The organism is Caviibacter abscessus (assembly GCF_001517835.1).
GTDB lineage: Bacteria > Fusobacteriota > Fusobacteriia > Fusobacteriales > Leptotrichiaceae > Caviibacter > Caviibacter abscessus.
The window spans coordinates 31689-45592 of record NZ_LOQG01000039.1; the positions used below are offsets into that span (position 1 = coordinate 31689).

Sequence of the window (13904 nt, forward strand, 5' to 3'; positions counted from 1 at the left end):
CTACAATTTTTTAAATTTTAATTTTATTGCATTTAATAGAACTGATATTGAACTAAGCATCATAAATATAGCTGCTAACATTGGTGTTATTTCAAATTTAAAAACTCCTGTTGCAATAACAACTCCAAATATATTATATATAAATCCCCAAAATAGATTTTCTTTAATATTTAACATTGTATATTTACTCATCTTAATTAATTTATCTATATCATTTAAATCATTTTTCATAAGTATTACATCACATGTTTTAAGTGCTATATCCACACCACTTCCAACTGCTATTGAGATATCAGCAACTGTGAATGCGGGAGTATCATTTATTCCATCTCCTACCATTGCAACTACTCTATTTTCACCTAATTTTTGCTCAACATATTTGCTTTTTTCATAAGGTAAAACTTGAGCATTAACATCTTTAACATTTAATTTATTTGCGATATATTTTGATGTATTTATATTATCACCAGTCAGTATTGAAAACTTAATATCATTTCTTCTTTTTTTATTTATAAACTTATATGAAGTTTCTCTTATATCATCAATTAATGTTAAAAGCCCTATTATTTTATTATCATATGCAACAAATATTACCGTTTTTCCTTCATTTGAATATTCTAAATATTTATCACTCAAAATTGATATATCTATATTTTTTCTCTTCATAAGAGTTTCATTACCAATAACATAATTATCTGACATTACGCCCATACCATTTAATGTTCTTACTTTACATTCTTTTTCTAGTATTTCATAATTTGCTTTTATATATTTAGTTATTGCTTTAGATATAGGATGTTCCACATATTTTTCAATATTATATATATCAACCATATTATTTTTTTCTAATAGTAAAATATCAATAACTTGTGGTGTACCGTTTGTTATAGTTCCTGTTTTATCCATAATTATATCAGTTATTTTATAGCTTTTTTCAAGAGCTACTCCATCTTTTATCAATATATTATTTTTGGCTAAAACTCCAGCTGAAACAATTATAGATGTCGGTGTTGCAAGTCCTATTGAACAAGGACACGCAATAACTAATATAGTTACAAAATGATTTATTGCTTTTGAGAAATCTCCTGTAAGTATATACCAATAAACAAAGGTAATTACTGCAATGAAAAATATACTTGGAACAAAATAAAGAGAAATTTTATCTATATATTTTGTTATAGGAGGCTTTATTTCTCCTGCAAGCTCAACTATATTAATTATTTTAGATATTAATGTATCTTCTCCTACTTTAGTAACTTTTACATTAACATTACCTTCAACTACAATACTTGAGCTTATCACTTCATCTCCAATATTTTTTAAAATATATCGGCTTTCTCCTGTAATAACATTTTCATCAAAACTTGCACTACCTGATTCAATAATTCCATCAACAGGTGCTATTTGTCCTGCTTTTAAAACTAATATATCATCTTTTTTGATATCCTTTGTAAGTATTTTTATTATACTTCCATTTTCTAAAATATAACAAGTTGACGGTATTAAATTTGATAGTTTAGATATTGTTTCATTAGTATTTTTTTTCAAGTTACTTTCAATTTTCTTGCCTAATAAAACAACAAATATTATTACGCAGACACCTTCAAAGTATAATTTATGTAAGTCGTTATTAATTAAATTATAAGTACTATATAAATATGATGATATTACTCCAACAGATATCAAGGTATTCATATTAAATTCTATTTTAAAAATTTTACTTATACCATCTATTAAAATATATCGTGAAAATATGATTATACTTGTTGTTATTAAAAATTGAATAATTGCATTTCTCATATTAATATGAATATTAAGATTTATCATATGACCCATTGAAAGTACCATAATAATTACAGTAAAAAAACCTATTATATATAGCTTATTATTATTTTCATCAACCATTCTAGAACTTTTATCATCAACTAACTCATACCCTATACTTTTTACAATATTTTTTATGTAATCTTCACTATGAATACTATCATCATATTCAACTATAAGTTTTTCAGATATAAGATTGACTTTTGCCCTTATTTTATTCTTTTCTAAAATATTTTCAATTTTTGCACTGCAAGCACTGCAAGTCATGTTTTTTATTTTAAAAAATTTTTTTATCATTTTTCCCTTTCTATAACTAATAAAGTTAAGTCATCAATTACAGTATAGTCTTTTGTACTTTTTTCAATTTCATAAATATTTGCATTTGTATCTATAATTTCACGTTTTAATTTATCTATACCATAAAAATTTCCATTTTTATCTTGTGCTTCAGTTATACCATCAGTATAAAGAATAATTTTTGAGTTATTATAAAAATCAAGTTGTTTTTCTTCAAATACTATCATATCTTTAAACATTTTTTTTGAAAAAACTCCAAGTATTTGACCACATGTTTCAAGTTCTTCTACAGAATTATCTTTAAAATAAAGTGCTGGTTCTTGAGAGGATCTACAATAACTAACCTTGTTTAAATTTGTGTCAATTATTAAATAAAACACAGAAACAAATTTCCCTTTTGGAAATACTTCAATTATTTTTTCATTTAAAATTTCTAAAAATTCATTTGTTTTATCATATTTATGTATTTCTGATTTAATAACCATATTTAACATTGATGATAATAGTGCTGCCGGTATACCATGTCCTGCAATATCTGCAAATAATACTCCTATTCTATCATTATCAAGTTTTATAATATCTAAAAAATCTCCTCCTATATCTTGAGAAGGTTTAAAAATATATGATATTTTATAACCGTTAAACTCAACATTTTTGGGCGGTAATATACTTTGCTGAATATCTCTTGCTAATTTTAATTCTTTATTAAGGTTTTTATATAAATTTTTTATTTTATTATTAAGACTGTTATTTTCTAAATATAAATTAGTTTGAATTGCAAGTTTTTTTATTATCTTTAATAATTCTTCTTTATTAATAGGTTTTTCAATTATGCTATCAACACCAATATCTACTGTTTTAATTGCAGCTTCAGTTGATTTTGCACTTACAAGAAGTATGATATTTGTATGTGAATTTTTATTTTTTATTTTTATAATTTCATTTATTTTTTCTTGTTTATATGAATCATAATCTATTATGTATATATCTGTTGATTTACTATCATGTTCCTTATTTAAAAAGTTTGCTTCTCTTCTTTCCTTAATTCTAAAACCATTATTCATAAGCATATCTTTTAGTAAATTTCTCATGTATTCATTGTTCATATACATTTTAACTTCAAAATTTGTATATATTCTCATATTAATAAATTCATTATAATCTTTAAAAATTTTAAAATATTTTTTAAAGTCAGTTAATATATGAGAGTTTTTTTCATTTTGTATAAAAAAAATAAGTTCAAATGAATTTTTTATAGAATATCTATAAAGTTTTAACATATAATTTAAGAAAGAAGGATTTATTTCTAAATCCTCTAAATCTAAAATTATTCTATCAAATTTTTCACTTAAATTTATAATTTCATTATATGTTTTATTAAAATCTACAAATTTAATTATTTGTTCTTCCATAACATTTTGATCCTTTAATTATTCACCAGTCCTGCCAGTATACCGTTTATAAAATCTTTACTCTTTAAATCTCCATATACTTTTGCAATTTCAATTGCTTCATTTATAACTATTTCATGCCCAGTGTCTTCAATTATTATCTCAAAAAATGACATTTTCAGAAGAACTTTTTCAACTATTGCAAGACGCTCAAAAGTCCAACCATTTAATTTTTCTTTTATTTTCTCTATAACAATTTTTTCATTTTCAATATATTTTCTTATATATTTTATAAAAAACTCTTGTTTACTTTCTGATAAACTATGACTACTTAAAAATTGATTTATTCTTTCATCAATATTAACTTCAATAAGTTCTCTTTCAAATAAAATCTTAAATATTTCTTTTCTTAGTGTTCTTTGTTCCATATTTCACCTCTTAAAGTATAACAGAATCTACGGTAATATCTTCTCCTATTACTTCTGTGTTTGATATATTTGTTGTTTCAATTACTTTTTCAGGATTAATTTTAGATACCTTAAGATTTATTCTATTAGGTTTAATTCCTGTCATTTTTTGAACATATTCGCCTAAATCTTCTTTTATTTTACCTAATTTTTCATTTAAATCTTCTACAGTATAGCATTCTAACACAGCAATAATATTAACACTTCCAAATCCGCTGTAAACTTTTAATTTTGCATATCTAATTATTTCTTTATTTTCTAAGAAATTTTTTGATAATGTTTCTACAGTATTCATTGTTATTTCAACAAAACCATTTTCATTTCTTACTTTAATGCTTCCTGGTTTTTTAAATAATTTTTCAAGTAATGAAAGTACTAACAATGAAATATATGTAACTATTGATACAAAAATAATTATTTGCCCTAATTTTTCATTAGAAAATATAGCAAGTTTTGTAAGTATCGTTGACACTAAAATAGGATTTACTACAATAAAATATAAAGTTGATAAAAGCCCTATTATTAACATGATGTTTATAATATATAAAATTACTAAAAACATTATTATTCCTCTCTTTCTTTAACAACTTGTTCTATTGTAACATTTATTTCTCTAACATTAATTTCTGTAAATTCTTTTATTTTTTCCGCAACTTGTCTTTGCACTACTTCTGCTACTTTTCTTATTTCACAGCCATATGCAACAGCTATTGATAAGTCAACTACACACTCAGTTTCTCCCATTTCAACTTCTAAATTTCTTTTATCTGTTCCTTTTAGAAAGCTAACTATCTCATTTTTACCTGTTTGTGTTGATATACCTTTAACGTTTTCTATTTCCTTTAAAGTTTCTATTACTATGTCTTTTATAACATTTGGTGATATTATTATATTTCCTAAAAATTCCATATTTAATCTCCCTTTAAGCTTTTCATTTATTATATCATAAGTTTTAATTTTTTTTAATATTTACACGACTTAGATTTTTTATATATACGTTAATATTTTTAGAATTAACTATTAAAATCAATGTTTTTATAAAGTCATTGCTTAACTTCGCATATATTTTATTATTCATTTTTAATCTTTGTTTTTGTTTATAGAAATTAACTAACGAAAATCCACCTTGTTTAAATTGAGACTTTAATTTTTGTTTATTTTCATCACTTAAATCATCAATTAAAATATTTATACTTGTATTTTTTAAATTGGAAACTTCATCTATTGTAACTATATCTTTTATTACATCATTATATACTTCAAATAAGCATATTTTATTTTTTAAATTAATATTTTGTATTTTTTCATATAAATTTGAAAATATTATATATTTTTTTATTTCCCCATTTTCATCTATAGTTAATTTTAGCATTTTTTCTTTTCTACGTGTCAAACTAATTTCAGAAGATAATACCAATCCCACTCTCAAATTATCTTCTAAACGTAATATAGATAAAATATCACTACTCTCTTTTTTTAAGTCAATTGAAAGTAATAAACCTATACTTTCCATTTCTTTTTCTATTAATTCATCCTCATTATATTCATCTATAAATTTATTTTCATATTTAAGTAAATTTTCTGTATTAGTTAAAAATAGACTTCTACCCACATTAATTTCATTATCATATTTTGTATAAGCAATGTCATATATTTCTTGTGAATAAATAAATATCTCTTTTCTACTTAAATTAAATTCATCAAACGCTCCTGAAAGTGCTAATACTTCAATATGTTTTTTATTAAGATCGTATTTTATCATTCTATAACAAAAATCATTTATATTTTTAAATTCTCCATTTATGTCTCTTTCTGTTTCTATTGATTTTGCTATATTTTCACTAATACCTTTTATTGAATAAATTCCATAAATTACATTATCATTATATACCTTAAAATAACAATTTGATTTATTTACGCTAGGTTTTAATATTTGGTGCTTATATTTTTTTAATTCTATCTCATATTTTCTTAATTTCTTATAATCATTTATATCACTATTTAATAATGAACATATATATTCCAATGTATAATTTGTTTTTAAATATGCTGTATAATAGCATAACATTGAATAAGGTATGGTATGTGATTTATTAAAACCGTAACCTCCAAAACTTTCAATCATTGAATAAAGATTTATTACTTTTTGCTTATCATACCCTTTGGATATTGCTTTTGATACAAATTGATCCTTATGTAGTTTTAATATTTCAATTTTTTTCTTACTTATTGCTTTTCTTAAATCATCTGCCTCAAGCAAAGTATATCCTGCAATAATGCTTGCAATTTTCATTATTTGTTCTTGATATATTATTACTCCATAAGTATCCTTTAATATTTCCTCAAGTTCAGGAAAAATATAGTCTATATTTTCACTATGTTTTCTTTTAATTGCTTCATATGTCATACCACTATTTAATGGTCCCGGTCTATATAAAGCAAGTATTGCCGAAATATCCAAAAAATTTTCAACTTTAAACTTTGTTATTAAATCTACCATCCCTGGTGATTCGGATTGAAATACTCCTAAAGTATTACCTGTATTAAACATTTCAAAAGTTTTTTTATCATTTAAATCAATATCTGATAATTTAATTTTTACTGCATTTATTGTTTGTTTTATAACCTCTAAGTTCTTAAGTGCTAAAAGGTCAATTTTAAGTAACCCTAAATATTCCAATTCTTCCATCTGATACTGAGTTACATTAATATTTAACTTATCATCTCTATATGTTGGAACTTCATCAATTAATGGATATTTTGATATAACTACTCCTGATGGATGTATAGAACTATGTCTTACATTACCCTCTAATTTTTCAAGTGCTTGCTTTATAACCCTGCTACTATTTCCTAAAACTCTTTCTAAATCTTTTTGTAATTGCTTTTCTTGAAGTCTTGAAAAAACTATTATATTTGAAACATATTCCATACCATATTTTTGCATTAAATAATGAACTACTTCATCTCTTCTACTAGGTTCAAAATCTATGTCTATATCTGGCATTGATTTTCTACCAGAATTTAAAAATCTTTCAAAAATTAATCCATATTTTATAGGGTCGACTTTTGTTATATCTAATGTATATGAAACTATACTTCCTGAAGCAGAACCCCTACCTGGACCTATTAATATATCATTTTCATTCGCGTATTTAACTATGTCTGAAACAATTATAAAGTAACCATTAAATCCCATATTATCAATGACTGATAATTCATATTCGATACGATTTATTACTTCATCTGATAAATTTTTATATTTAATCTTAGCCCCATTATAAACCAAGTCTCTTAAGTATTCTTTTTCACTTACATCTAATTTTAATTTAGGAAATTTAAATTCAATTTGTGGCATTTCTAATTTGCATATTTCAGATATTTTTTCCGTATTTAAAATACCTTGATTTACAAACTCTAAATCTTCTTCTTTAAAACTTTTTATTATTTGCTCTGTTGTTTTTAAATATAAGTCATTATATGGATAAGCTTTTTTTACTCTATCAATACTAACATTTTCCTTTATTGCACTTACTATTTTTTGAAGGTAAAAGTCATTACTATCAGCATAATATACATCATTTGTTATTACATAGGGCACCTTTAATTCCTTTACTATTTGTATGTACTTATCTAAATGCCTTTTCTTTATTTCAAATGCAGGTATTTCCACATAAAAATTTTGAAATATTTGAGAATATTTCATAATTATTTTTCTTGCATAATCATATTCCATCTCAACTATGGCTTTTAGTATTTCTGAATTTACTCCACCAGTTATGCAAACTAAATTACTGCTGTTTTTTTGTATTTCCTGTATATCTATTATAGGTCTTCCACTAACATATCTTGAATAAGAAAGTGTACTTAATTTCACTAATTTCTTATATCCTTCATATCCTATTGCATAAACATTTATACTATATTCACCTTCAATAAATAAGCCATATGAGAAAAGTTCTAGACCAATTACAGGTGATATATTATTTTTTTTGCAAGAATTATAGAATTTTATAGCAGAAAACATTGAAGTATCTGTTATCCCTAGATACTTTGAGTTATTTAATTTGGCTTTTTGTATATATGTATCTACAGTACTTACACCTTCAAGTAAACTGTAATCCGTATGTAATTTAAGATTTACAAATTCCATAACTTCTTACCACCTATTTATCGTTTATTTTTATTATACTTTATTTACTTTCAATTAGCAAATTTAAAAAGGTAAATCATAAGCGATTTACCATTATTTAAATTCCAAATATCCATAAAATTGTAAGACCAAAAATATCTGCCAAAGCATGTGCTATAAAAAACGGAAAAAGATTTTTGTCTTGTGATTTATAATAAAACCAAAGCATATATATTCCATATACAATTCCTATACCTATAGCTACAATAATTCCCTGATATGTATGAAAACTTACACGAATAATTAAAGAAAATAAGATTGACCATTTTAATTGTTTGGGTGATACTGCAAGACATATACCTAAAAAATATATCTCTTCATAAATACCATTAAAAATAGCATATATAACATCTGATACATTTTGATTTAAAAAAAATATACTTATTCTTCCAGGAAATGGTAAATTTTCTACGATAGGATTTGTAATAAATGAATATATATCAAATACTAATCCTGAACCAATAAACAACAAAACTCCGTATATTATTGCTTTTAAGCTTAAATGAATGTTCCAAGTTTTAAAATTAAATTTTCTAATTATAAGATAAAATATAGCTATTAAAAATAAAACTATCTGTTTTAATAACATCGTATAATTATCTAATGCTGTAAAAGTAGTCATTTCTTCTATAGTTGAACTTCCTTTAATAAGTTCTAAATAACATTGTGTCGATTCTTGTATTGCTGCTCCCCATAAAATAAAAGTTAAAATTAAAATATCAAACCATTTAAGTTTATCCGTTTTTTTCATATTTTTCCATTTATATACCAAATATCACTTCATTAATTTTATTTAGTACACCTTGCTCTTTTGTGTGTCCTGCTATTTTATTTTCATCAAATAAATCTTTTAATTCTTGTTTTGCATTTCCCATTATATAACCATGTCCTACATATTTTAGCATGTCATAATCATTATTTTGATCGCCAAATGCCATAGCCTCATTTTTATCTACGCCATATTTGTTCAACACAAACTTAACTCCATTAACTTTATTAGCTTTTTCATTTAACACTTCTAAATAATTTGGTGTTGATCTAACTATATAAATATTTGATATTCTACTTTCAATTTTTTTCTTTAATTCATCTAATACATCCGTTTCATCAATAAAAAGACACTTAATTGAAAATTCATTGTCATAGTCATCAAAATCTCTGATTATAAGACCTTGTAATGTTTTACTCATATAATCTTTTATATGCTCATCATATTTTTCAACATAAATAGTATCGTTATAGTATAAATTTAAATGTACATTTTCTTCTCTTGAAATTTTTATAAGTTCTCTATATACTTTCTTATCAACTAAATTATTTAATAAAATATTTCCATTTACATCTACAACAACAGCACCATTATATAATATTAACTCGTCTTTTATACCTAATGCTTTAGCAACTGGAACAGTTGAAACATATCCCCTTCCTGTTGCTAAATGAACTTTTATCCCTTTTTCTTGCATTTCACTTATTCTTTTAATTAGGTCAGTACTTATTGTACTATTGTCATTATTTTGTAAAATCGTATCATCAATATCAAAAAAAACTCTTTTTATGTTCACTTATTTATTCTCCTTCACATATATTTTTTAAAGTATCAATTAAATATTTTATTTCTTCTTTTGTATTATATATACTAAAACTTATCCTAACAGAAGATAATGCCTGTTTTTCACTAAGTCCCATATTAATTAAAGTTTGTGACGCTTTTAAACTTCCTGACATACATGCAGAACCTCCACTTACATATATACCTCTCATATCAAGCATAGGTAATAATAGCTGTATATCTTGATTTTCTATTTGTATACTTATTATACTATTTACTCTGTTTTCACCATTTATTTTTATATAATTTAATTTACTTACTTCACTAATAAAATAATCCATCAAATCTTGTAGATATTTATTATCTTTTTCCATATTTTGAACACTTAAATCAAGTGCAAGTGAAGTTGCAAGAATGGAATTAATATTTTCTGTTCCAGCCCTTTTATTTCTTTCTTGGCTTCCACCATACATTAATTTTGATATTTCAATATCATCTTTAATATACAGTAATCCTATGCCCTTAGGTCCATAAAATTTATGTGGTGATGCACTAAAACTATCTAATCCCAATTCATAAGGGTTAAAATATTCTTTTGATATTAATTGAACAGCATCACTGTGAAAATATATATTTTTACCTTTTATTAAATCAGAAATTTTATCAAGTGGTTGTTTCACACCAGTTTCATTATTTACTGCCATTACTGTTATAAGTGCAGTATCATCACTTATTTGAGTTTTTAAATGTTCTATATCAATTTCTCCATTAGGCTTTATATTTATATACTTAACTTTATATCCTTCTTTTGAAAGTTCATCGCAAAGTGTTAGTATACTTGAATGTTCTATACTTGAACATATTATTTCCTTTTTTTCACTTTTTAATAAAATCCCTCTAATTGCAAGATTATTTGATTCTGTTGCTCCCGATGTAAATATTAAATCATTGGGTTTAATATTTAATTTACTGGCAATATTTTTTCGTGCATTTTCAAGTAAAGCTCTTGCATTTCTGCCATAAGTATGAACAGCAGAAGGATTTGCATAAACATTATTATAACTTTCACATAAAAAATCAATTACTTCTTGTCGCATTTTTGTTGATGCGGCATTATCAAAATATATATTTCTCATTTTTTACCTCATAAATGGATTATAGAATCTTGAGCCATCTTTAAACGTAATATATAAACAAAATATGACAATAATAAGTGTAACTATAATTGAAATATAGTCTGATAATCTCAACTCTCTATAACTATACCAAGTTCTTTTATTTTTTTTACCAAATCCTCTAAGTTCCATAGCAGTACTTATATTTTCAATTCTTTCAATACTTGTAAATATTAATGGAAATAATATAGGTATGGTATTTGTTATTCTTTTTAATAAATTTTGTTTTGAAGAAAGTTCTATTCCCCTTGCTTCTTTTGTATTTTTTATATTATAAAAATCCTGTTGTATATCTGGAATATATCTAAACGCAATATTTATAGCATAACAGATTGAGTAAGGTACACCTATTCTATTTAAACTTGACCCAAGTTCACTTGGATCTGTTGTAGATATAAATATTAAAGCAACAGGTGCAACAACCATATATTTTAAAAATACATTTACTTCATAAAATACTTGCTCCAATGTTAGGTCATAAATATTACCAAAATTAGTTATTTTTGTCATACTATGATATATTTTTACTCCTTCTTGTGGAGAAAAAATATAAATAGTTACAGTATTTAAAATTAAAAATATTAATATTACCCAAAAAACAAAAGAAACATCTTTATATTTAATCTTTGAAATGTAAAGAACAATTAAACTGGATATCAACATAAAAAATAGGACATATGTATTATATGTCAACATACCAAGAGTTGACCATAATAAAAATATTACTAATTTTGTAACACCATTTAAGTCATGAATAAATGTCTTTTTATATTCATACCCGAATATTCTCATATTTTTAATCCTCTTTCATAGTTTATAAAATTATATACAAAACTATATTCATCAATATCTAATTTTTTAGCCAATTTGTATAATGAAGGTATTTTAAGATTTGCTCTTTCAATAATATCATTATTAGCTAAAGTTTTTATGCAACTATCATTTGAAATAATACAACCATCTAATAAAGTAATAGCTCTGCTTGTATATTCAAGCATTAAATGCATATCATGTGTTATCATTATTATAGTAATACCCAATTTTTCATTTATACTTTTAATAAATTCCATTATTTCAAGGTAATGAACATAATCTTGTGCGGCCGTTGGTTCATCTAATATAAGTATTTTAGGATTTGTAGCTAATATACTTGCAATAGTAACTCTTTTTTTCTGACCATAACTAAGTGATGATATTGGCCAATTTCTATACGGATAAAGTCCACATATTTTAAGTATGCTATTTACTTTTTCACTAATTACTTTTTCTTCTTCTCCTTTAACTTTAAGTGAAAATGAAACTTCTTCATTTACTAAATTTTGAGAAATCATTTGATTTGGATTTTGCATCACATAACCTATCATATCTCCTCTTTCCTTTATAGAAAAATTTGATATATCATAACCGTCAACAAATATTTTTCCTGTATAATCTTTTTCAAATCCACATATAATTTTAGCAAGTGTACTCTTTCCTGCTCCATTTTTTCCAACGATACTTATTATTTCAGATTTTTTTACTGTAAAATTAATATTTTTTAAAACTTTTTTATCTGTATATGAAAATGAAACATCTTCAAATACTAATATATCTTCTTTTTTTATTTCTTTTTTAGGTATATCTATACTTTTATACCAATTTGTAACTTTTTCTTTATATAAATTAATATCTATATTATCAAGTTTACTTGGCATTACTCTCTTCTCAATATTAACACCGCTATACTTCATTGCTGTTATATACAAAGGTTCTCTTATACCTATTTTAGGTAATATGTTTATCGCTATTATTTCGTCTATATCTCCATCTGCAACTATAATTCCATCATCAATAACTATTATTCTATCTAAATCTATAAACAAAACATCTTCTATTCTATGTTCTATTATTATAGTTGTTGCATTTGTTCTTTTATGTACATCATTTATTAATTTGATTGCATCAATACCTGTTTTAGGATCTAGATTTGCAAGAGGTTCATCAAATAAAAGTATATCTACATCTTCTATTAAAACTCCGGCAAGAGCCACTCTTTGTTTTTGACCTCCTGATAAATTTTGAGGTTTTGATAGCAAAAAATCACTCATATCTACAAATGAACTTATTGTTTTTACCTTATTAGTCATTTCATTTTTGTTTATACAATCATTTTCAAGTGCAAATGCAATGTCTTCACCAACATTCATACCAACAAATTGACTATCGCTATCTTGAAGTATAGTTCCTATATTTTTTGAATTTATTTTTACTTCTCCAGTTATAGTACCTTTATATACTCTAGGTATTAACTTATTTATACATTTTGCAAGAGTACTTTTTCCACATCCTGATTTACCAACTATTAGTATTTTTTGGCCTTCATATATATCAAGATTTATATTTTTTAAAGTTGGATTTGCATTATTTTTATAACTAAAAGTAAAATTTTTAAATTCAATTATTTTTTTCATTATTAATCTTCCTTGGTTAAGTTATTATTACCCGCTTTAGATTTTGAATAATATTTTATAATTATAGTTCCAATTACTAAAACTGTAAACGAATTTACTATAAATGAAATTATACCTTGAAAATATACTTTATCTAAAGGTTCTTTATACATTAATATATCCAACGTAGGTGCTAAAAATATCCAACATACTGAATTTGCTATTATTTGAATCCCATTAAAGTATATTATATTTTTAATATCAAACAGCTTATTTTCTACGTCAAGTTGTTTATAAAATAATCCAATTAATAGTCCTAATGCTCCATCTGCAATAACCCAACTCCACCATATTGAACCCCATTGAAAAGCATCAGCAAGAGCATGTCCTAAAGTACCAATTGAAAATCCTACAATTGGACCAAATACTATACTAAAAAACGATAGTATTGCTATTCTTGGTTGTATACTTGTGTTAGGTACACCTGTAGGAATAATTAAATATGATAATACAATAAATAATGCTGTTCCTATTCCTATTGCTGTTATTTTTTTAATTGATAATAACTTCATAACCT

Annotated in this window: 12 protein-coding genes; all 12 read right to left on the reverse strand. The window is 24.1% G+C overall.

The annotated features are described in order from the left end of the window. The 12 genes from AWT63_RS05825 to AWT63_RS05880 all read right to left on the reverse strand — a co-directional run bounded on the left by AWT63_RS05825 (position 1) and on the right by AWT63_RS05880 (position 13899). Entirely contained in the window at positions 1-2121 is a 2121-nt protein-coding gene (locus tag AWT63_RS05825) for a heavy metal translocating P-type ATPase (protein WP_068269103.1), read from the reverse strand. After that, positions 2118-3533, reverse strand: a complete 1416-nt coding sequence (locus AWT63_RS05830; RefSeq protein WP_068269106.1) for a fused response regulator/phosphatase — start codon at positions 3531-3533, stop codon at positions 2118-2120. The genes AWT63_RS05825 and AWT63_RS05830 overlap by 4 nt, the downstream gene beginning before the upstream one ends. Positions 3534-3547: 14 nt before the next feature. Beyond that, the gene (gene nusB, locus AWT63_RS05835; RefSeq protein WP_068269108.1) at positions 3548-3940 is read right to left on the reverse strand and encodes a transcription antitermination factor NusB; all 393 of its coding nucleotides are present in this window, start codon (positions 3938-3940) and stop codon (positions 3548-3550) included. A gap of 10 nt (positions 3941-3950) precedes the next feature. Further along, a complete protein-coding gene (locus tag AWT63_RS05840) occupies positions 3951-4541 on the reverse strand; it encodes an Asp23/Gls24 family envelope stress response protein (protein ID WP_068269110.1) in 591 nt (196 codons plus the stop codon). 2 nt (positions 4542-4543) lie between these two features. After that, positions 4544-4888, reverse strand: coding sequence for an Asp23/Gls24 family envelope stress response protein (locus AWT63_RS05845; RefSeq protein WP_068269112.1), 345 nt, complete (start codon positions 4886-4888; stop codon positions 4544-4546). 43 nt (positions 4889-4931) lie between these two features. Beyond that, on the reverse strand, positions 4932-8132 hold the full coding sequence (locus tag AWT63_RS05850; RefSeq protein ID WP_068269115.1) for a DNA polymerase III subunit alpha: 3201 nt from the start codon (positions 8130-8132) through the stop codon (positions 4932-4934). 97 nt (positions 8133-8229) lie between these two features. Beyond that, complete coding sequence (locus AWT63_RS05855) at positions 8230-8922, reverse strand: CPBP family glutamic-type intramembrane protease (protein ID WP_156414519.1); 693 nt, start codon at positions 8920-8922, stop codon at positions 8230-8232. A 10-nt stretch (positions 8923-8932) separates the two neighbouring features. Next, complete coding sequence (locus AWT63_RS05860) at positions 8933-9736, reverse strand: Cof-type HAD-IIB family hydrolase (RefSeq protein ID WP_068269121.1); 804 nt, start codon at positions 9734-9736, stop codon at positions 8933-8935. Between the two features lie 4 nt (positions 9737-9740). Next, entirely contained in the window at positions 9741-10859 is a 1119-nt protein-coding gene (locus AWT63_RS05865; protein WP_068269124.1) for a cysteine desulfurase family protein, read from the reverse strand. Positions 10860-10862: 3 nt separating this feature from the next. Beyond that, the gene (locus AWT63_RS05870; RefSeq protein ID WP_068269129.1) at positions 10863-11690 is read right to left on the reverse strand and encodes an energy-coupling factor transporter transmembrane component T family protein; all 828 of its coding nucleotides are present in this window, start codon (positions 11688-11690) and stop codon (positions 10863-10865) included. Further along, the gene (locus AWT63_RS05875; RefSeq protein WP_068269133.1) at positions 11687-13348 is read right to left on the reverse strand and encodes an ABC transporter ATP-binding protein; all 1662 of its coding nucleotides are present in this window, start codon (positions 13346-13348) and stop codon (positions 11687-11689) included. The genes AWT63_RS05870 and AWT63_RS05875 overlap by 4 nt, the downstream gene beginning before the upstream one ends. Before the next feature lie 2 nt (positions 13349-13350). Continuing rightward, complete coding sequence (locus AWT63_RS05880) at positions 13351-13899, reverse strand: ECF-type riboflavin transporter substrate-binding protein (protein WP_068269137.1); 549 nt, start codon at positions 13897-13899, stop codon at positions 13351-13353. Between the last annotated feature and the right edge of the window lie 5 nt (positions 13900-13904).